This is a genomic window from Pseudomonas sp. P105 (genome assembly GCF_032614175.1).
Classification (GTDB): domain Bacteria; phylum Pseudomonadota; class Gammaproteobacteria; order Pseudomonadales; family Pseudomonadaceae; genus Aquipseudomonas; species Aquipseudomonas rhizophila.
Map to the genome: position 1 here is coordinate 555786 of NZ_CP126693.1, position 19550 is coordinate 575335.

A 19550-nucleotide genomic window follows, 5' to 3' on the forward strand; every position below is an offset into this window, starting at 1 on the left:
CCGTCCTGACTGAGCCGATGTTGTAATGGGTTCGCTGTTACAATCCGCAGCTTGTCTCTCTTTTCAAATGTCCGAGGCGCACCGAATGGCCAATCCCGACCAGCAATCGAGCATGAAGATTTACCTGCGGTTGCTGAAATACGTGCTCCCTTACTGGGGAGCTTTTGCCATCAGTATCATCGGCTTCGTGCTGTTCGCATCCAGTCAACCGATGCTGGCGGACATGCTCAAGCACTTTCTCGACGCTTTGCAAAAGCCCAGCGACACCCAGTTTATGGGGATTTCACTGGTGCTTGGCGTGCCATTGTTGATCGTGCTCATTGCTGTCTATCAAGGCATAGGCTCATTTCTAGGTAACTACTATTTGGCCAAGGTCGCCCGTGGCGTGGTTCATGACCTGCGTTGCGCCCTGTTCGACAACTTGCTGACCCTGCCTAACCGCTATTTTGACAACCATAACTCGGGGCACCTGATTTCACGCATTACCTATAACGTGACCATGGTCACCGGTGCTGCCACCGATGCGATCAAAGTGGTGATCCGCGAAGGCCTGACCGTCGTATTCCTTTTCGGATACCTGCTTTATAGCAACTGGAAAATGACGCTCGTCTTGCTGGCGATCCTTCCCTTCATCGCGTTGATGGTCAGTAGCGCGAGCAAGAAATTTCGCAAGCAGAGCAAGAAAATCCAGGTGGCGATGGGTGATGTGACCCATGTGGCTTCGGAGACGATCCAGGGCTACCGTGTCGTTCGCAGTTTTGGCGGTGAAGCCTACGAAATCGAACGGTTCCACAAGGCCAGTGCTGACAATATGAACCGCAGCCTGGGCATGACCCGCACCCAGTCGATCTATACGCCGATGCTGCAACTGGTGATTTATATTGGTATGGCCGTACTGATGTACTTGGTGCTTTATCTTCGCGGCGATGCTTCTGCCGGTGAGCTGGTCGCCTACATCACTGCTGCGGGTTTGCTGCCCAAGCCCATTCGTCAACTGTCGGAAGTCAGCGCCACGATCCAGAAAGGATTGGCGGCAGCGGACAGTATTTTCGAGCAACTAGACGAAGAGCCGGAAGTGGATACGGGGACTCAGGAAATCGCTCGTGTAAACGGTCGCCTGGAGGTGCGCAACCTGAGCTTCCAGTACCCAGGCACCGAAAAACTCGTGCTCGACGACATTTCCTTTACCGCAGAAGAAGGGCAAATGATCGCGCTGGTAGGGCGCTCAGGCAGCGGCAAGTCGACCTTGGCCAACCTGATTCCGCGCTTTTATCATCACGACAAAGGTCAGATCCTGCTCGACGGTTTGGACGTAGAGCAATACAAGCTGACTAACTTGCGTCGTCACATCGCCCTGGTGACTCAGCAGGTCACCCTGTTCAACGATAGCGTTACCAACAACATTGCCTACGGTGACCTGGCAGGCGCCCCGTTCGAGGACGTGCGCAAGGCTGCCGAAGACGCCTACGCGGCCGAATTCATTGAGCAAATGCCCCAGGGTTACGACACCTTGGTGGGCGAAAACGGTGTTCTGCTTTCCGGCGGTCAGCGCCAGCGCCTGGCGATCGCTCGGGCCCTGCTCAAGAACGCTCCCCTGTTGATTTTGGATGAGGCCACTTCGGCCCTCGACACCGAGTCTGAGCGCCACATCCAGGGAGCTCTGGACCAAGTGATGAAGGGACGCACCACCCTAGTGATCGCCCATCGCTTGTCTACCATCGAGAAGGCTGACTTGATCCTGCTGATGGACAAGGGGCGTATTGTCGAGCGAGGTACTCATTCAGAGTTGTTGGCACTGAACGGTTTATACGCCCGCTTGCATGAGAAGGATTTCATCGATGGCACCGACGACGTGACGAAAGGTACCTTCGCCTGATTTCGGTTTTGCGCGATTCCAATATTCGCGAGAGGCTCGGCTATGGATGGAACGGTAAAGGTCTCGCTACAACAGCCGCATGGGCTCTCGATTTCTCCCGAGGCCCGGGCGGCGATCAAATCCCAGCAGCCGCGATGCATATGGTTGACCGGACTTTCCGGGGCGGGAAAGTCGACACTGGCCAATGCGCTGGAAGTACGGCTTCACGGCAGTGGTCTTCATACCTGTCTGCTTGATGGCGACAACTTGCGCCGAGGTTTGTGCAGCGACCTGGGCATGACGTCTGAAGCCCGCAAGGAAAACGTCCGGCGTATCGCCGAAGTGGCACGGTTGATGGTCGACGCCGGACTGATTGTCATCGTTGCGGCCATTTCGCCATTTCGCGCCGACCGCGAAGCGGCACGCAAGTTGTTTCCCGAGGGTGCTTTCCTTGAAGTCTATGTCAGCACGTCTTTCGAGGTTTGTGCCCTGCGTGACCCCAAGGGGCTTTATCGGGAAGCGCGGGCCGGACGGTTGAAAAATTTCACCGGTCTCGACAGCCCGTACGAAGCCCCCCTGGAGCCCGATTGCGATATCGACACGGGCGAGCTAGCGCTGAGCGAGGCCTGCGAGCGGTTGTGGGCATTGCTGCAGCGCTGACTCCAGAACTGCTGTCGCATCCGCTTACAGCCATGCAAGAGCCTTCCTCAACCCTGTGCTAATATCGCGGCCCTGTTCATTTTGTATGTGGGATGCTCCATGAAGTTGTCCATGCCGCGATTCGATCAAGCCCCTGTATTGGTGGTCGGCGATGTCATGCTCGACCGCTATTGGCATGGCGGTACCTCACGGATTTCCCCTGAGGCGCCGGTTCCGGTGGTCAAGGTCGAACACATCGAGGACCGTCCCGGTGGTGCCGCCAACGTTGCCTTGAACATCGCCGCCCTTGGTGCACCGGCCTCTCTGGTGGGGGTGACCGGTGACGACGAAGCCGCCGACAGCCTGACCAACAGCCTCAATGGCGCCGGCGTACGGGCGATTTTCCAGCGGGTTGCGCACCAGCCGACCATCGTCAAGCTGCGGGTCATGAGCCGTCACCAGCAACTGTTGCGGATCGATTTCGAAGAACCGTTCGCCACCGATCCCCTGGCCCTCGGGGCGGAGGTCGATAACCTGCTCGAAGGCGTCAAGGTGCTGGTGTTGTCGGACTACGGCAAAGGTGCGTTGAAAAACCATCAGGCGCTGATCCAGGCCGCTCGTGCCCGTGGCATTCCGGTACTGGCTGACCCCAAGGGCAAGGATTTCTCGATCTACCGCGGCGCGAGCGTGATCACGCCGAATCTCAGCGAATTCGAAACCATCGTCGGCGGTTGCGCCGATGAGCACGAACTGGTGAGCAAAGGCGCACAGCTGATGCAAGACCTCGACCTCGGCGCTTTGCTGGTGACCCGTGGCGAACATGGCATGACCCTGTTGCGTCCCGATCATCCGGCGTTGCACCTGCCGGCGCGTGCCCGTGAAGTGTTCGACGTGACTGGTGCCGGCGATACCGTCATTTCCACCCTGGCCGCAGCCATCGCCGCCGGCGAGGAACTGCCCCATGCGGTGGCCCTGGCGAACCTGGCGGCGGGCATTGTCGTCGGCAAGCTCGGTACTGCCGCCATCAGCGCCCCGGAGCTACGCCGCGCGATCCAGCGCGAAGAAGGCTCCGAGCGGGGTGTGCTGGGCCTGGAGCAATTGCTGCTGGCCGTCGACGACGCCCGTGCCCACAACGAGACAATCGTTTTCACCAACGGCTGCTTCGACATCCTGCATGCTGGCCACGTGACCTATCTCGAGCAAGCCAGGGCCCAGGGCGATCGCCTGATCGTCGCGGTCAACGACGATGCATCCGTGAGTCGTCTCAAAGGGCCGGGGCGGCCGATCAACAGCGTCGACCGGCGCATGGCGGTCCTGGCTGGTCTTGGCGCGGTGGATTGGGTGATCAGCTTCAGCGAAGGCACGCCGGAAAACCTGCTGCGCGAGGTCAAGCCGGATGTGCTGGTCAAGGGCGGTGACTACGGGATCGATCAGGTCGTGGGAGCGGACATTGTCGCGGCCTACGGCGGCACTGTGAAGGTGTTGGGGCTGGTGGAAAACAGCTCGACGACGGCGATTGTGGAAAAGATCCGCAATCACTGAGCCTTTGCTGGTGACAATGTGTCAGGCAATGCGCCAACCTGTGGGAGCGAGCCTGCTCGCGATAGCGATGTGTCAGCCAAATCGAGGCTGACGGGTCCAACGCCATCGCGAGCAGGCTCGCTCCCATAGGGCCCATCATCAACTCGATGACGTTAACGAGCCACCTTGCGCGGCACGATCTTCTTGAGCAATTGCCGGGCCTTGCCCCTCAGCCGGGTCAGCCCCGACTCCTTGCCCGGTGGCGTCAGCCCTTGCTGGTGCAGCCAATCCTTCCAGCGAATCCGCTCGTCTCGTACCAGCCAGCCGTCCTGCCTGGCAAAACTCTCCGCCAGGTACAGCCCGCGGGTGCTGGCCGGGTACAGTTGATCCTTCTTCAAGGTGTACAGCTCGGGCAAGGGTTGGCCGTCCTGTAGCGGCATCAGGTAAAGATCAGGTCGCTTGCGGTCCAGGCGCGCCACCAGTTGGTCTCCCTCCAGGCGCTCATCCACATGAAACAGGCTCAGGGACTTGGCTTCCTTGGGCACATCCAGGCGCAAATCGTAAATCAGTTGCAGCGAGGCCGTCGGCAGGTGCACGTAGGCGCGTGGTCGCTCGATCAGTTGCAGGTTGGCGCTGCGCACTGGGCGGGCCGAACCGGACAGCGGCGTCAGGCGAAACGGCAAGGCTTCACGATAATGCAGGGCGGTGGCGTAGGGCGCGGGCAACCAGGTGTCATTGAAGCGTCCGCCAAGCCAGCCCTCGGGGGTTTCCAGAAGGCATTCTTCGGCAATTTCACTGATGGCGGTGAGCAGCGGCAGGTTCAGCTCATGGGCCGGGACATAACCGGAAATCAACTTGAGCACCACGTCGCCGCGGTCCTGTCGACGCTGGCGCACCAGCACCCAATAGTCGCGGTTCTGCCAGTGCAGGGTCAGGCGCACCGAGACACCGAGGTTTGCCAGTTCCAGGGAAAAACGCTCGGGGTCGTCCACCGTCACCGGACGGCGCCGCTGCAGGGTTTGGGAAAAATTCAATGGCATCCCGACGCTCTGGTAAGTCAGGCCTTCGGGTGTCGCTTCGACGAACAGGGGCAGGGTCTTGAAGTTGCTGGGGTTTTTTCTGATGAGCGTGCGCGGCATGTCGGCTCCTTCCTTAAGGCCGCGCAGGGCGGCGTCAGTTTTTACGTAGGACCTTGGCTACGGTCGCGACGTTATGGGCGAGGTGCAGCGGATTGATGGTGCCGACAATAGCACTGGCGACACCGGGATGTTCAAACAACAGTTCGAAGCTGGCCCGGACCGGGTCCACGCCAGGGTTCAGGCAGACGTGACCGCTGGCCAAGGCTTTCTTCACCAGAATGGCCTTGCCATGCAAGGCTGCGTAGTCAATGACAGTCTTCTCGTTTCGTTCGTTCAGATTGTAGGTGACCATCGCGCAATCGCCTTGCTCCAGGGCTTTCAAACCGCCCTCGACGGTTTTGCCGGAAAAGCCGAAGCCGCCGATCTTGCCCTCGCGCTTGAGCGCCGCCAGGGTCGGGTAGACCTCGCTGTCGTTGAGGATCGCCAGGTCGTTGCCGTCGGAGTGCACCAGCACCATGTCGATGTAGTCCGTTTCCAGGCGCTTGAGGCTGCGTTCCACCGAGAGTCGGGTGTGGGCGGCACTGAAATCGTGGTGCGACTGGCCGTCACTGAACTCTTCACCGACCTTGCTGACAATCACCCAATCCTGACGCTGGCCGCGCAACAACGGGCCCAGGCGTTCTTCGCTGCGGCCATAGGCCGGCGCGGTGTCGATCAGGTTGATGCCCAGGTCACGCGCCAGTTTGAGCAGCATGCGCGCTTCGTCGTCATCGGGAATCTGGAAACCGTTGGGGTATTTGACCCCCTGGTCGCGGCCGAGCTTGACGGTCCCCAGGCCCAGGGGTGAAACCCGCGGGCCGTTATTGCCCAGCGGGCGATGCAAGTCGTGCAGGGTCGGTTGGCTCATGGCAGCAGTTGCTCCCAGGCCGGGATGCCCATGGGCGGTTTCGGCAGGTCCGGCAATGGCGCCGGATGGCTGGGGGTGATGCCATCGCGTTGCAGCGTGGCGATCACTCGATCGGCAAAGTCCGGGGCCAGGGCCAGTTTGGTCGGCCAGCCCACCAGCAGGCGATCCTGTTCGGCGAGAAAGGCGTTGTCCGGGCGGGTCAGGCCCGATTGCAGCGGTTCGGCGCGGTCGACCCGCAGCGTGGCCCATTGTGCGGCGCTGAGGTCGACCCAGGGCAGCAATTGGCCAAGTTCTTTCTGGGCGGTAGCAATCTGCGCGGCGGGCTCGCGGGCCACGCCGTCGGCTTCGGCAATGTCGCCGCCCAGGTACCAGACCCATTGGCCATCGGCGGCCGGGTGGGTGGTCACGGTGATGCGCGGCTTCGGCCCGCCCCCCAGGCAGTGGGCGTACAGCGGCTTGAGGCTCGGTCCCTTGACCAGCACCATGTGCAACGGCCGACGCTGCATGGCCGGTTGCTCCAGGCCCAGGGCACTGAGCAGATCGGCGGTGCCGGCCCCGGCGCTGAGGACGATACGCTGGGCGCGGATCTCGCGGCCATCAACCTTGAGGCCGATCAGTTCGTCGCCGTCGCGCAACGGCTCGATATCTTTGCCGGCCAGCAAACCATCGCCGGCCAGATCTGCCAGCCGCGCAAGCAGGCTGGGGACGTCCACCACCAACTCGGCCAGGCGATAGACCTTGCCCTTGAAGCGCTTGTCTTGCAGGGCCGGCGGCAGTTGCTCGCCCTTGACCTGATCGACCCGCCCACGCACGGCCTTGCTGGCGAAGAAGCTGGTGAGATTGCCGGCCAGGGTGCCGGGAGACCAGAGGTAGTGAGCTTCGGACAGCAGGCGCACGCCGGACAGATCCAGTTCGCCCTCGCCAGCCAGGGCTTCGCGCCAGCGGCGTGGCATGTCGGCGATGGCTTCCGAGGCGCCGGTGAGGGCACCGTGCAAGGCGTACTTGGCGCCACCATGGATGATGCCCTGGGATTTGATGCTCTGCCCGCCGCCGAGGCTGGCGCTTTCCACCAACACAGTCGAAAAGCCCTGGCGGCGCAGGCGCGCATTCAGCCAGAGGCCGGCGACTCCGGCGCCGACAATCAGAACGTCGGTGGAAATAACGGATGGCATGCAGCGACCTCGCGGGAAATGAAGCGGCAAGTTTCAAGCTTCAAGCTGCAAGTTACAAGCAAGAGGGATAGCCTTTGCTTGCAGCTTGCAGCTTGCAGCTTGCAGCTTGCAGCTTGCAGCTTGCAGCTTGCAGCTTGCAGCTTGCAGCTTGCAGCTTGCAGCTTGCAGCTTCAGTGCCCGGCCGTCTTGGAAAAGAGCTGAATCACCACAACCCCCAGCACAATCAACGCCATCCCCAGCATCGCCGGCACATCCAGCTTCTGCCCGTAGATGAACAGCGCTGCCACGCTGACCATGACGATCCCCATCCCGGCCCAGACCGCATACGCCACGCCCACCGGAACGGTGCGCACCACCAGGGTCAGCATCCAGAATGCGATGCCGTAGCCGACGATCACCAGCAGCAGAGGCAGGGGTGTGCTCAAGCCTTTGATCGCTTTCATCGACACGGTGGCGATCACTTCGGCGCAGATGGCGATGGCCAGGTAGTAGTAAGCGTTCATAGGCGAAAATCCTCTTGAAGGGTGCGTCTTTCTGTGTGGACATTTTAGGGCGCTGTCAGATGGGGTAAAGTCATTACCTATCTGTATACGAGATAGGTCGGGTCATGAGTGTTCTGTGGAATCTGGAGCAACTGCGGCTGTTTGTCGGTGTCGCCGAGAAACGTTCGTTTTCCGCCGTGGCGCGGGACCAGCGCAAGGCTCAATCGGCCATTAGCAGCGCGATTGCGTTGTTGGAAACCGATCTGGGCGTGACGCTGTTCGAGCGCAGCAGTGGCCGCCAGCCGAAGCTCACCGAAGCCGGCGAGGCCTTGTTGGAAGAGGCGCGGGAAGTGCTGCGCCAGTGTGAGCGTCTCAATGGCCGGGCCCTGGCCCTGATGCGCGGTCAGGAGGCGATGTTGCGCCTGGCTCAGGATGAGGCGATGCCCTATCAGCCGGTCATCGACAGCCTGGCGGCCCTGGCCGAGCGGTTCCCGACCCTCGAGGTACAACTGGCCAGCGCCGCGCAGGGCGATGTGGCGCGCAAACTGGTGGAGCGCCGCGCTGACCTGGGGTTGTTGTTTTATCACGACCAGATCCCCGAAGCGCTGGAGCGCCGGGTGCTGGGCAGCGTCGAGATGGTCACGGTCTGTGGCAGGGGGCATCCACTGGCGAGCCATGATTACGTGACCTGCCTGGAAATGGCCCGGCATCGGCAATTGCTCATGGCGACCCAGTCCAGTGTCTACCCTGGGAGTGAACAGGCCAGCCCGCAGGTCTGGCGCGCCGACAGTTTCTACGTCTTGGCCGAATGGCTGAGAAGCGGCCTGGGCTGGGCGTGGCTGCCACGGCATGTGGTGCAGTACCCGGCGTACCTGGGGGATATGGTCGAGCTCAACAGTGAGTGGACCCCGCCGGCCCTGGTGGTGGAACTGGTCTGGCGCCGCGACGAGCCTTTGGGCCCGGCCGCGCGCTGGCTGGCGGAACGTTTTGCCGTGCAGTTGCAGGCGATCGGCTGAAAACCCGATAAACTCCGCCGCCATGAACAGAACTCTCTATAGCGCATTGTTTTATCTGGGGCTGCCACTGGTAGCGATTCGGCTCTGGTTGCGGGCACGCAAGGCGCCGGCCTACGCCCGGCGCATCGGCGAGCGTTTTTCCTGGGGGTTGCCGGTGATGGTGCCGGGAGGCATCTGGGTCCACGCCGTATCGGTGGGCGAGAGCATTGCCGCCGCGCCGATGATCCGCGCCTTGCTGCAACGTTATCCACAGCTGCCGATCACGGTCACCTGCATGACGCCCACCGGTTCCGAGCGCATCCAGGCGTTGTTCGCCAACGAGCCGCGCATCCAGCATTGCTATTTGCCCTACGACTTGCCCTGCGCGGCCAACCGTTTCCTCGATCGGGTTCGGCCGGTGCTGGCGGTGATCATGGAAACCGAGTTGTGGCCCAACCACATTCATCAATGTGCCAGGCGCGGCATTCCTGTTGCCCTGGCCAACGCACGACTGTCGGAGCGTTCTGCGCGCGGTTATGCACGTTTGCCCAAACTCACCCGGCCAATGCTCGCCGAGATGAGCCTGTTCGCTGTCCAGACCGAAGCCGAGGCCGAGCGCTTGCGCCAGTTGGGTGCCCGGGCGCAAACCGTCGAGGTCACCGGTTCGATCAAGTTCGACCTGACCATCGACCCGCAGCTGCTGGAAAGCGCCAGCGCCTTGCGCCATGAGTGGCAAGCGACGGAACGCCCGGTGTGGATCGCCGCCAGTACCCATGAAGGCGAAGATGAGGTGGTGCTGGCCGCCCACCGTCGGTTGCTCGCCAGTTATCCCGATGCGTTGCTGATTCTGGTGCCGCGCCATCCCGAGCGTTTCGATTCAGTGCATCAATTGTGTGAGAACGAAGGTTTCGCCACGGTGCGGCGTTCCAGCGCACAGCCCGTCACTGCCCAGACCTCGGTGCTGCTGGGCGATACCATGGGCGAGCTGTTGTTTCTCTACGCGCTGGCCGACAGCGCGTTTGTCGGCGGCAGCCTGGTACCCAACGGCGGCCATAACCTGCTGGAACCGGCGGCACTGGCCAAGCCGGTGCTCAGCGGGCCGCACCTGTTCAACTTCCTCGAAATCGCCGCGCAACTGCGGGCTGCCGGGGCGCTGGCGGAAGTCGAAGATGCCGAAAGCCTGGCCCTGGCGGTACAACGCCTGTTCGAACTGCCCCGCGATGCCCAGCGCATGGCCGAGGCGGGGCTTGCGGTGATGCGCACCAACCAGGGCGCGTTGCAGCGGTTACTGGAGGGGTTGGGGCGGTTGATCGACTGAGCGACTGAATATCTGTGGGAGCAAAGCTTGCTCCCACAGGAGGTTGCTGAGGGGGCTTCCCTCCGAGGGGTTACTGCGCCGGCCGCGAGCGCAGTTGCTCCGCCGCAGCCTGTGCCAGATCCGGCGGTAGAAAGTCCTTGTCCGGGTTGTAGTCGGGTTTGAGATAGCGCGACAGGTCCTGCAGATCCGACGGGCTCAACGTACCCGCTGCCTGCTTGAGCCGCAGGTTGTCGAGGATGTAGTCATAGCGGGCGTTGTTGTAGTTGCGCACCGAGGTGTACAGCTGACGCTGGGCATCGAGTACATCGACGATGTTGCGCGTGCCCACCTGGTAACCGATCTCCGTGGCTTCCACTGCGCTCTGGTTGGAGATGATGGACTGGCGGCGGGCCTGGACCTGTTCCACATCGGTATTCACCGCCCGGTGCAGGTTGCGGGTGTTCTCCACCACCTGCCGGCGCAGGGCCTCGCGCTGTTGTTCGGTCTGAGTCAGTTGCGAGTAGGATTCGCGCACCTGAGAGCTGGTCAGCCCGCCGCTGTAGATCGGGATGCTCAATTGCAGGCCGATGGTGCGTTGCTCGGCATCACCACCATAACGCTGACCGGTAGGGCTGGGGTTGGTAAAACCGAGGCCATCGTTGTCGCCTTTTTTGTATTGGGCGATCGCATCGAGGGTCGGGGCATGCCCGGACTTGCGCTGACGCAGGGTGTCCTCGGCGGCCGTGACGGCGTAGTTGCTGGCCAGTAGATTGAGGTTCTGCTTGGCGGCCGTATCGACCCAGGCCTTGGCGTCGTTCGGTGCCGGCGGCAGGATCGGCAGCGTGTGGACGATGCCCTGGAGCGAGTTGTACTGACGGTTGGTCAGGGTGATCAGGGCTTCGAAGGCGTCGTCGACCTGACGCTGGGCCAGGATCCGGTTGGCTCGCGCGGTGTCGTAGCTGGCCTGGGATTGCAGCACGTCGGTCTTGTCCGACAGGCCTACGTCGAAGCGCTCGTTGGACTGGTCGAGCTGACGCTTGAACGCCGCTTCTTCGGCCTTGGTCGAGGCCAGGTTGTCCTGGCTGCGCAGCACGTTGAAATAGCTCTCGGCGCTTTGCAGGATCATGTTCTGTTCAGTGGCCGAGAGTTGCAGCGATGCTTGTTCGTTGACCGACTTCGCCGCCTGGAACTGAAACCAGCGATCGGCACGGAAAATCGGCTGGGACAGCGTGGCCTGGTAGACCGTACCGCTACGGGAGGCGGTCATGGCTGGCTGGTCGAGCTCGGTACGGGTGTTGTTCAGGTCGGCACCGGCCGACAGGTTGGGTAGCAACCCGGCGCGCGCCTGGGGCACCACTTCTTTCTGGGCGCCATACTGGGCGCGGGCGGCGGCCAGGTCGGCGTTGTTGTCCACCGCTTCCTGATACACGCTCACCAGATCGGTTTTGGTGGTCAAGGGCGCTTCGGCAGCCCAGGCCATTCCATTGGACGCACAAGACACGGCAAGGGCCAGTGAGAGTTTGCGCAGCATGAGGCGTTCCCTACTTCTCAAATGATTGCGCACAAGAGGCGCGGCGTAGCGAGTGTAGTTGCGCGCACGCACGGCAACAATCCTGTATATGCGCCATTCATCACGCCTTTTGCCGTCGCGATGGCGTTCTGCGGTGGTTATGTCTAGACTGGCCGGGTTCTTGTCGGGGTGCCTTGCTATGAGGCTGAGATCGAATAATTTCGGATCCCGTTGAACCTGATCAGGTTAGCGCCTGCGTAGGGAACAAGATTTCTCGTCACCCGGCGAGTCCTCTTGTGCTTCGTCCGGGATGTTGTTCGACAATCGACTTTCGATCTTCGAGCATCCTCGAGCAGCAAGCACAGCGTCCGCACTCTCGTGCAGGGACGCGTCCATTCGTTACAGGTTCGCTCCGACAAAAATCCACTGCCTGGATGTGTGTCTGGAGAGCCCGTGATGACGACAAAATCAAAAAACGCGACCAACCTCAGTGATTCGGCCAAGGTCGATGAGCAATCGGTTCAGCCCTTTACCCGCTCGCAAAAAATCTATGTCCAGGGCAGCCGCCCGGATATTCGCGTGCCCATGCGCGAAATCAGCCTCGACGTGACCCCCACCGACTTCGGCGGCGAAATCAATGCGCCCGTGGTGGTGTACGACACTTCGGGTCCCTACACCGACCCGAATGTGATCGTCGACGTGCGCAAAGGCCTGGCCGATGTGCGCTCACCGTGGATCGAAGCCCGTGGCGACACCGAACGCCTGGCGGGACTGAGCTCCAACTTCGGCCAGGAACGCCTGGCCGATCCCGAGCTGACCAAACTGCGCTTCGCCCATGTGAACAACCCGCGTCGCGCCAAGCCCGGCGCCAACGTCAGCCAGATGCACTACGCGCGCAAAGGCATCATCACCGCCGAGATGGAATACGTCGCCATCCGCGAAAACATGAAGCTGGAAGTGGCCCGCGCCGCCGGCCTGCTGGACCAGCAACACGCCGGCCACAGCTTCGGTGCCAGTGTGCCGAAAGTCATCACCCCGGAATTCGTGCGTGACGAAATCGCCCGGGGGCGCGCGATCATCCCGGCCAACATCAACCACACCGAACTGGAACCGATGATCATCGGCCGTAACTTCCTGGTGAAGATCAACGGCAACATCGGCAACAGCGCACTGGGCTCGTCCATCGAAGAAGAAGTGGCGAAGCTGACCTGGGGCATTCGCTGGGGTTCGGACACGGTCATGGACCTGTCCACCGGCAAGCACATCCACGAAACCCGCGAGTGGATCATCCGCAACTCGCCGGTTCCGATCGGCACCGTGCCGATCTATCAGGCCCTGGAAAAAGTCGGCGGCGTGGCCGAAGACCTGACCTGGGAGCTGTTCCGCGACACGTTGATCGAACAGGCCGAGCAGGGCGTCGACTACTTCACCATCCACGCCGGCGTGCTGTTGCGTTATGTGCCGATGACCGCCAAGCGCGTCACCGGCATCGTCAGCCGTGGTGGTTCGATCATGGCCAAGTGGTGCCTGGCGCACCACAAAGAGAACTTCCTCTACACCCACTTCGAAGACATCTGCGAAATCATGAAGGCCTACGACGTCAGCTTCTCGCTGGGCGATGGCCTGCGTCCGGGTTCGATTGCCGACGCCAACGACGAAGCGCAGTTCGGTGAGCTGGAAACCCTCGGCGAGCTGACCAAGATCGCCTGGAAGCATGACGTGCAGTGCATGATCGAAGGCCCGGGCCACGTGCCGATGCAGTTGATCAAAGAGAACATGGACAAGCAGTTGGAGTGCTGCGACGAGGCGCCATTCTACACCCTCGGCCCGCTGACCACCGACATTGCACCGGGCTATGACCACATCACCTCCGGTATCGGTGCGGCGATGATTGGTTGGTTCGGTTGCGCCATGCTCTGCTACGTCACCCCGAAAGAACACTTGGGGCTGCCGAACAAGGATGACGTGAAGACCGGGATCATCACCTACAAGATCGCCGCGCATGCTGCCGATCTGGCCAAAGGGCACCCAGGCGCGCAAATCCGCGACAACGCCTTGAGCAAGGCGCGTTTCGAGTTCCGCTGGGAAGACCAGTTCAACCTCGGCCTGGACCCGGACACCGCCCGCTCGTACCACGACGAAACCCTGCCGAAGGATTCGGCCAAGGTCGCGCATTTCTGCTCGATGTGCGGGCCGAAGTTCTGCTCGATGAAAATCACCCAGGAAGTGCGCGAGTACGCGGCCAACCAGCGCATTGAAGCGGTGGATGTCGAGGTTGCCCAGGGCTTGGCGGAACAGGCTGAGCGGTTCAAGAAGGAAGGTAGTCAGCTTTATAAGAAAGTCTGATCAATGCTGAGGGCGGCGGTGACTTCACCGCCGTCATCGCGAGCAGGCTCGCTCCCACAGTGGATCTCGGTTGTTCACAAATTTTGTGTTCGCCGCAAATCTCCTGTGGGAGCGAGCCTGCTCGCGATAGCAATCAGCAGAACAACAAATATCCCCCCGAGATAACAACCCTTGAACATCCAACCCAGCACCTACTCCCCCGACGCCGCCGTCCCCCTGGACAGGCGCGTCTTCGGCGCCCGCGATCTGTTTTCCCTGTGGTTCTCCCTCGGCATCGGCCTCATGGTCTTGCAGGTCGGCGCCTTGCTCGCGCCAGGCCTGGGGCTGAGCGGTTCGTTGCTGGCGATTTTCCTCGGCACGCTGGTGGGCGTCCTGCTGCTGGCGGCCGTCGGGGTGATCGGCAGCGACACCGGCCTGTCGGCCATGGCCGCTCTCAAGCTCAGCCTCGGCGGCAAGGGCGCGAGCGTGCCGGCGGTGTTGAACCTGCTGCAGTTGATCGGTTGGGGCTCATTCGAAATCATCGTCATGCGTGACGCCGCCAGCCTGCTCGGCGCCCGGGCCTTTAGCGAAGGCAGCCTGGGCTCGAACCCACTGTTGTGGACATTGTTTTTCGGCGCACTGGCGACCCTGCTGGCAGTGAGCGGGCCGCTGACGTTCGTGCGTAAGGTCCTGCGCAAGTGGGGCATCTGGCTGCTGCTGGCGGCGTGCATCTGGCTGACCTGGAACCTGTTTGCCAAGGCTGATCTGGCGGCGTTGTGGGCGCGGGCGGGAGATGGTTCGATGCCGTTTGCCGTCGGTTTCGACATTGCGATAGCCATGCCGCTGTCCTGGTTGCCGCTGATTGCCGACTACTCACGCTTCGGCAAACGCGCAAAAAACGTCTTCGGCGGCACCGCGCTGGGGTTCTTTATCGGTAATTTCTGGCTGATGAGCCTGGGCGTGGCCTACACCCTGGCGTTCGCGCCGAGCGGTGAAGTCAACGCGCTGTTGCTGGCCCTGGCGGGCGCCGGGCTGGGCATCCCGCTGCTGCTGATTTTGCTGGATGAATCGGAAAATGCCTTCGCTGATATCCACTCGGCGGCGGTGTCCAGCGGCATGCTGACGGGGTTGAAAGTCGAGCACCTGGCCTTGGCGATTGGCGTGGTCTGCACCTTGATCGCCTGCTTCGCGCCGTTGGCTCAGTATCAGAATTTCCTGTTGCTGATCGGCTCGGTGTTCGCACCGCTGTTCGGTGTGGTGCTGGTGGACCACTTCATCCTGCGCAAGCGCGCCAGCCGGGTCGTGTCAGCGGCGTTGTGCTGGCCGGCACTGTTGGCCTGGCTGGGCGGGGTGAGTACCTATCACCTGCTGGCCAACTTCTACCCGGACATCGGCGCCACCCTGCCGTCGCTGGTCCTGGCAGGGTTGCTGCAACTGATACTGGGCCGGGCTTTCAACTACGGCCGGGAAACAGCTCGGGCTTGAGGATGCCATTGAGGCGTGGGTAAGCGATCTTCAGTTCGATGTGGCCCAGGGCGTATGGCGCGATGGTGCTCACTTGGTACTTGAGGATCACGCCGCCGTAGGTCAGCGCCACGTTCGGGGTTTTCTGGAACGGCCACTGCTTCACGAACTCCGGTTCCTGATCCAGTTTGGTGCTGATCAGCCAGCTATTGTGGGCGACCTGCACGGCTTTCCAGAACGCCTCTTCCTGGCCCGGCAGCAGCATGTCCGACAGCGTCAATACTTTGTGCTGCTGGCGCGAATAGTTGATGAAACCGCGCCCCGGCGTACCGTGTGCACCGCCAGTGTCCAGGTAACTGGACAATTCGACGATCACCAAGCCGTCATGCTGCTCCCGTACCTTGGCTTGCAAGTAACTGCTGTTGCGCGGCGCGGCGCTGCGCAAAAACTGCTCGCGGTAGGCGGCCAGCGTCGGCGCCACCGGAGCGTCCGGTGTGGTGCGGGTCATTTGCAGCAGGCGTTTCTCGATAATGCCATCCAAGGCCGGCTCGGCGGGAAAGCGCAGGGTGTCAATGTTGACCAGGGGGCAGTCGGCGCTGGCGCATCCTGGTTGCAGTTGTTCCGAGGCATCGCGGGTGGTTTCCAGCGGAGCGCGGTAGTTGGGTTGGAACAGGCTTTGGCAAGCGCCCAGGGTCAGGGCGATAGTGGCCACGCAAAGGGTTTTGAAAAGCGACATGGGCGTCCTTCATGAAACAGGGAAAGGCGAAAAGTTACCCGCTTCGACTGTCGGCAGGGCAATCAGTTCGCCACTAAGCTCATTAGAGTGGCTTTGAGGGCAGCCGTCTATCCCGATGACTGGAAAGGGGCTGCATCAAACGGTACGGGCGCGTTAGGATGGCGCGAAGCCGAGGCTGGAACCTCGCATCGATCCGCTGCAAACGAGGACTGTCATGACCGATTTCGCCAACGCCACACCGAGCGCCGTGGACATCGTAAAGCGTGAAAACTGCTTTCAGGGTTTCTACAAACTCGATCGCGTCCACCTGCGCCACGAGTTATTTGCCGGTGGCATGAGCCGTGAAATCAGCCGTGAACTGTTCGTGCGTCATGACGCGGTGTGCGTGCTGCCCTACGATCCGCAACGCGATGAGGTGGTATTAATCGAGCAGTTTCGCGTCGGCGCCATTGGCAAGACCACCAACCCCTGGCTGGTGGAACTGGTGGCCGGCCTGATCGACAAGGACGAGCAACCGGAAGAAGTTGCTCATCGCGAAGCGCAGGAGGAAGCTGGGCTTGTCTTCGCTGCGCTCTGGCCGATGACCAAGTATTTTCCATCGCCGGGCGGCAGCAATGAATTCGTGCATCTTTATTTGGGGCGTTGCGACAGTGCGGGGGCCGGTGGCCTGCATGGGCTTGTGGAAGAAGCCGAGGACATTCGTGTGAAGGTCTGGGCTTTTGAAGATGCCTTGCAAGCAGTGCGCGACGGGCAGATCTGCAACGCGGCCAGCATCATTGCCTTGCAATGGCTGGCCTTGAATCGCGATGAAGTGAGGGGGCTATGGTCTTAAGCAAGCTGCGCGACCGTTATCGCGTCGATCTGGTCGGGTTGCAGGCCGCCTGCGAGGCCAACTACGCCCGCCTGATGCGCTTGTTGCCGGACATGCGCAACGACCCCGCGCCCCGGCGCATCGCCGTGACCCATGGCGACCAGATGCTCGGCGTGCTGGCCATTGAAGTGCTGCAAACTTGCCCATACACCACCACCTTGCAAGTGCGCCAGGAACACAGCCTGCCCTGGTTGCCGGTGCCGCAACTGGAAGTGCAGGTCTATCACGATGCGCGCATGGCCGAAGTCGTGAGCGCCGAACATGCGCGACGTTTTCGCGGCATCTATCCTTATCCCAATGCGTCGATGCACCAACCGGATGAAAAGGCCCAGTTGAACCTGTTTCTGGGGGAATGGCTGAGTCATTGCCTGGCGCTGGGCCACGAATTCGAGGTTGTTCGGTAGCTGCCGGTCAAAAACTGGACACTGGTTGTGAACCGGTTCCGGTTCGCGGGTTTCCCCTTTCGATCTTCCCCAGCATAATTGCCGCTTCATCCAATGGCGTAGTCGCGCCTGGGAGAGAGCGATTTGCCGAGCGTATCCACCTTGACCACCGCCGATACGGCGCTGCTGGTCCAACTGTCTGACAGTCACCTGTTTGCCGAGGCCGACGCTTCGTTGCTGGGCATGAACACCCGCGACAGCCTGCGGGCGGTCATTGACTTGGTGCTCAGGCAGCAGCCGAACATCGATCTGATGCTTGCCACTGGGGATTTGTCCCAGGACGGGACGCTGCAGTCCTATGAGGCGTTTCGGCAGCTGAGTGCGCGTATCGACGCGCCGGCGCGTTGGATTCCGGGCAATCATGACGAGCCGCAGGTGATGGTCACGGCGGCGGTCAAGAGTACGTTGCTCGATCCGGTGGTGGACATTGGCAATTGGCGGGTGACGATGCTCGATTCTGCCGTGCCAGGTTCTGTGCCGGGGTTTTTGGCTGAGGAGCAGTTGATTCTGTTGGCCAATGCCTTGAGCGAGGCGCCGGAGCGACATCACTTGGTGTGCCTGCATCATCATCCTGTTTCGATTGGGTGTGCGTGGATGGAGCCGATTGGGTTGCGTAATCCTGAGGCGCTGTTTGCGGTGTTGGATCGGTTTCCTCAGGTGCGTGCTGTTCTGTGGGGGCATGTGCATCAGGAGGTTGATCAGGTGCGTGAGGGGGTTCGTTTGTTGGCTTCGCCTTCGACCTGTATTCAGTTTGAGCCGGGGAGTGAGGATTTTGCGGTGGGGGGGCAGGCGCCGGGGTATCGGTGGTTGCGGCTCTTGCCGGATGGGCGGTTGGAGACGGGGGTTGAGCGGGTGGTTGGGTTTGCGTTTACCCCTGATTACGAATCCAACGGGTATTGAGGACGAGGCGGCCTGACAGCCGGCCTGTTTCTCCCGGTGTACTTCCATCAAACTGTGGGAGCGAGCCTGCTCGCGATGGCGGCCTGACAGTCGATCAGGGTTTTGTTGACCGGGTACATATCCATTGATGCGGTAACGGCCGCTGGCGGTTCCGCTCTTACAGCGGCTCACTTTTGAGAAGCGCAAAAGTAAGCAAAACGCTTTTGCCCCACCACTCGGTGCCTCGCCTAGGCTCGGCATGCCCGAACGAAGGCATTGCTCCGTGGGCCCGCCGCGAAGGGCCATCCATGGCCCAGCGCGGCTAACCCGGCATCCATGCCGGGTTGCCCACTACGCAACGCCTGCGTTCGGCCAGCGTGGTTAACGGGGCGCCGAGATCAACGTCCACCCCACCACGAGGCGGCCTGATAGCCGACCTGATTCTGGGTGGGACCGCGTTTCTCCTGTGGGAGCGAGCCTGCTCGCGATGGCGGCCTGACAGCCGACCAGGGTTTGTGGGAATGGTCGGACACGCGTCCTGACGCAAGCAGATTTTTCCGACGAGCTCTGGCGGTTGCCGGGTGGGAAGGGCTGTCGCTAGTCTTTTTCCGTCGCTGCAAATTTGGCGACCGGGCCTGGAAACCCGATGAGTAAAAGGCATATCAGCGAGCCCCGTGAGATACTGCGGCGCTTTGAGCGTTCAGTTCTGCGTTATGGCGGCTGTGCGCGGGAGACTTTCGAGTCTGCCGGGTTTGCCTTTTACCTCGGTTTTCCAGCCCGTGCATAGCTGCCACCTTCTCGCCTGGAAACGGGAGATGGCGGTTCCACTACGTAAAAGGAACTACATCATGTTCAAAGCCACACCCAATCCCCCCGAAACTGATCCCTCATCATCCCACGCCGGTCTCGATCCCCAAAAACTCGATGAAGCCGCCAAGCGCGCCATCGACCATTATCTCGACCCCAAGCCCCAACCCAAGAAGAAACAACCCTCAAGCCAACTGTTCTCTGTCGCGGAGAGCGCAGACACCGAAACCCTCCTAGCCGACCTCAGCGAAACCCTGGCCTCCGCCAACGCCTTGCTCGGCGACCTGACCTTCGATCTGGAAGGCTCGCGTCGGCATTTCGCCCTGGGAGTCCAGCAGATGATCGAACTCAGTGAATTGTTGGCGAACCGGGCGTTGGATATCGTCGATCCGCGCTAGCGCCGAGCGGAAGCATTGTGTGGGAGCACTTATCGCCGACCTGTCTCCGGTGGCAGTACTTCAATCCAACTTTGGGAGCGAGCTTGCTCGCGAAGATGGTGGTACATCCAACGCTGATGCAAGCGGGTCCACCGCCATCGCGAGCAGGCTCGCTCCCACAGGTGCTGTGA

Annotated in this window: 17 protein-coding genes and 1 riboswitch; of the genes, 11 read left to right on the plus strand and 6 right to left on the minus strand. The window is 61.4% G+C overall.

Going from position 1 to position 19550, the window contains the following annotated elements; genetic code table 11:
• Positions 1-85 precede the first annotated feature (85 nt).
• From msbA to hldE, 3 genes are all read left to right on the plus strand, one after another.
• Entirely contained in the window at positions 86-1876 is a 1791-nt protein-coding gene (gene msbA, locus QOM08_RS02365) for a lipid A export permease/ATP-binding protein MsbA (RefSeq protein WP_139048591.1), read from the plus strand.
• 42 nt (positions 1877-1918) lie between these two features.
• Positions 1919-2515 (plus strand): adenylyl-sulfate kinase, encoded by a 597-nt coding sequence (cysC, locus tag QOM08_RS02370; RefSeq protein ID WP_139048590.1) that lies wholly within the window; start codon positions 1919-1921, stop codon positions 2513-2515.
• A gap of 99 nt (positions 2516-2614) precedes the next feature.
• A complete protein-coding gene (gene hldE, locus QOM08_RS02375; protein ID WP_047225895.1) occupies positions 2615-4036 on the plus strand; it encodes a bifunctional D-glycero-beta-D-manno-heptose-7-phosphate kinase/D-glycero-beta-D-manno-heptose 1-phosphate adenylyltransferase HldE in 1422 nt (473 codons plus the stop codon).
• A gap of 152 nt (positions 4037-4188) precedes the next feature.
• On the opposite strand, the gene QOM08_RS02380 is transcribed toward hldE, so the two are convergent.
• From QOM08_RS02380 to QOM08_RS02395, 4 genes are all read right to left on the minus strand, one after another.
• Positions 4189-5154, minus strand: a complete 966-nt coding sequence (locus QOM08_RS02380) for a hypothetical protein (protein ID WP_047225894.1) — start codon at positions 5152-5154, stop codon at positions 4189-4191.
• Positions 5155-5188: 34 nt separating this feature from the next.
• Positions 5189-6001: an aldo/keto reductase gene (locus QOM08_RS02385; protein WP_047225893.1), complete on the minus strand. Its 813-nt coding sequence runs from the start codon at positions 5999-6001 to the stop codon at positions 5189-5191.
• Positions 5998-7173 carry an NAD(P)/FAD-dependent oxidoreductase gene (locus QOM08_RS02390; protein WP_047225892.1) on the minus strand — a complete coding sequence of 392 codons (1176 nt, stop codon included), beginning with the start codon at positions 7171-7173 and terminating at the stop codon, positions 5998-6000. The genes QOM08_RS02385 and QOM08_RS02390 overlap by 4 nt, the downstream gene beginning before the upstream one ends.
• 170 nt (positions 7174-7343) lie before the next feature.
• Positions 7344-7676, minus strand: coding sequence for a multidrug efflux SMR transporter (locus QOM08_RS02395; RefSeq protein ID WP_316912511.1), 333 nt, complete (start codon positions 7674-7676; stop codon positions 7344-7346).
• 104 nt (positions 7677-7780) lie between these two features.
• On the opposite strand from QOM08_RS02395, the gene QOM08_RS02400 reads away from it, so the two are divergent.
• On the plus strand, positions 7781-8671 hold the full coding sequence (locus QOM08_RS02400; RefSeq protein ID WP_047225890.1) for a LysR family transcriptional regulator: 891 nt from the start codon (positions 7781-7783) through the stop codon (positions 8669-8671).
• Positions 8672-8693: 22 nt separating this feature from the next.
• Positions 8694-9968, plus strand: a complete 1275-nt coding sequence (gene waaA, locus QOM08_RS02405) for a lipid IV(A) 3-deoxy-D-manno-octulosonic acid transferase (RefSeq protein ID WP_316912512.1) — start codon at positions 8694-8696, stop codon at positions 9966-9968.
• A gap of 70 nt (positions 9969-10038) precedes the next feature.
• Here waaA and QOM08_RS02410 read toward each other — a convergent pair whose 3' ends face one another.
• Positions 10039-11478 carry a TolC family outer membrane protein gene (locus tag QOM08_RS02410; protein ID WP_316912513.1) on the minus strand — a complete coding sequence of 480 codons (1440 nt, stop codon included), beginning with the start codon at positions 11476-11478 and terminating at the stop codon, positions 10039-10041.
• A 154-nt stretch (positions 11479-11632) separates the two neighbouring features.
• Positions 11633-11738, plus strand: a riboswitch (TPP riboswitch).
• Between the two features lie 175 nt (positions 11739-11913).
• On the opposite strand from QOM08_RS02410, the gene thiC reads away from it, so the two are divergent.
• Complete coding sequence (gene thiC / locus QOM08_RS02415; protein WP_316912514.1) at positions 11914-13803, plus strand: phosphomethylpyrimidine synthase ThiC; 1890 nt, start codon at positions 11914-11916, stop codon at positions 13801-13803.
• 171 nt (positions 13804-13974) lie between these two features.
• Positions 13975-15267 carry a putative hydroxymethylpyrimidine transporter CytX gene (gene cytX, locus QOM08_RS02420; RefSeq protein WP_047225886.1) on the plus strand — a complete coding sequence of 431 codons (1293 nt, stop codon included), beginning with the start codon at positions 13975-13977 and terminating at the stop codon, positions 15265-15267.
• Here the strand turns inward: cytX and QOM08_RS02425 are convergent.
• Complete coding sequence (locus tag QOM08_RS02425; protein WP_316912515.1) at positions 15236-15982, minus strand: DUF3298 domain-containing protein; 747 nt, start codon at positions 15980-15982, stop codon at positions 15236-15238. The two genes, cytX and QOM08_RS02425, sit on opposite strands and share 32 nt — an antisense overlap.
• Before the next feature lie 214 nt (positions 15983-16196).
• On the opposite strand from QOM08_RS02425, the gene QOM08_RS02430 reads away from it, so the two are divergent.
• The 4 genes from QOM08_RS02430 (at position 16197) to QOM08_RS02445 (ending at position 19380) form a co-directional block, all read left to right on the plus strand.
• Positions 16197-16814: an NUDIX domain-containing protein gene (locus QOM08_RS02430; RefSeq protein ID WP_076382912.1), complete on the plus strand. Its 618-nt coding sequence runs from the start codon at positions 16197-16199 to the stop codon at positions 16812-16814.
• Positions 16805-17257 (plus strand): DUF1249 domain-containing protein, encoded by a 453-nt coding sequence (locus QOM08_RS02435; protein ID WP_047225883.1) that lies wholly within the window; start codon positions 16805-16807, stop codon positions 17255-17257. The genes QOM08_RS02430 and QOM08_RS02435 overlap by 10 nt, the downstream gene beginning before the upstream one ends.
• A 123-nt stretch (positions 17258-17380) precedes the next feature.
• Complete coding sequence (cpdA, locus tag QOM08_RS02440) at positions 17381-18196, plus strand: 3',5'-cyclic-AMP phosphodiesterase (RefSeq protein ID WP_316912516.1); 816 nt, start codon at positions 17381-17383, stop codon at positions 18194-18196.
• Positions 18197-19023: 827 nt separating this feature from the next.
• On the plus strand, positions 19024-19380 hold the full coding sequence (locus QOM08_RS02445; protein WP_316912517.1) for a DUF6124 family protein: 357 nt from the start codon (positions 19024-19026) through the stop codon (positions 19378-19380).
• Positions 19381-19550 lie beyond the last annotated feature (170 nt).

Bases quoted from the DNA above. Each gene is read 5' to 3' on its own strand.
- QOM08_RS02385 (WP_047225893.1), bottom strand. From the start codon at position 6,001: ATGAGCCAACCGACCCTGCACGACTTGCATCGCCCGCTGGGCAATAAC.
- QOM08_RS02425 (WP_316912515.1), bottom strand. From the start codon at position 15,982: ATGTCGCTTTTCAAAACCCTTTGCGTGGCCACTATCGCCCTGACCCTG.
- QOM08_RS02430 (WP_076382912.1), top strand. From the start codon at position 16,197: ATGACCGATTTCGCCAACGCCACACCGAGCGCCGTGGACATCGTAAAG.
- QOM08_RS02400 (WP_047225890.1), top strand. From the start codon at position 7,781: ATGAGTGTTCTGTGGAATCTGGAGCAACTGCGGCTGTTTGTCGGTGTC.
- QOM08_RS02390 (WP_047225892.1), bottom strand. From the start codon at position 7,173: ATGCCATCCGTTATTTCCACCGACGTTCTGATTGTCGGCGCCGGAGTC.
- QOM08_RS02445 (WP_316912517.1), top strand. From the start codon at position 19,024: ATGTTCAAAGCCACACCCAATCCCCCCGAAACTGATCCCTCATCATCC.
- msbA (WP_139048591.1), top strand. From the start codon at position 86: ATGGCCAATCCCGACCAGCAATCGAGCATGAAGATTTACCTGCGGTTG.
- hldE (WP_047225895.1), top strand. From the start codon at position 2,615: ATGAAGTTGTCCATGCCGCGATTCGATCAAGCCCCTGTATTGGTGGTC.
- QOM08_RS02395 (WP_316912511.1), bottom strand. From the start codon at position 7,676: ATGAACGCTTACTACTACCTGGCCATCGCCATCTGCGCCGAAGTGATC.
- waaA (WP_316912512.1), top strand. From the start codon at position 8,694: ATGAACAGAACTCTCTATAGCGCATTGTTTTATCTGGGGCTGCCACTG.
- cysC (WP_139048590.1), top strand. From the start codon at position 1,919: ATGGATGGAACGGTAAAGGTCTCGCTACAACAGCCGCATGGGCTCTCG.
- thiC (WP_316912514.1), top strand. From the start codon at position 11,914: ATGACGACAAAATCAAAAAACGCGACCAACCTCAGTGATTCGGCCAAG.
- QOM08_RS02380 (WP_047225894.1), bottom strand. From the start codon at position 5,154: ATGCCGCGCACGCTCATCAGAAAAAACCCCAGCAACTTCAAGACCCTG.
- QOM08_RS02410 (WP_316912513.1), bottom strand. From the start codon at position 11,478: ATGCTGCGCAAACTCTCACTGGCCCTTGCCGTGTCTTGTGCGTCCAAT.
- QOM08_RS02435 (WP_047225883.1), top strand. From the start codon at position 16,805: ATGGTCTTAAGCAAGCTGCGCGACCGTTATCGCGTCGATCTGGTCGGG.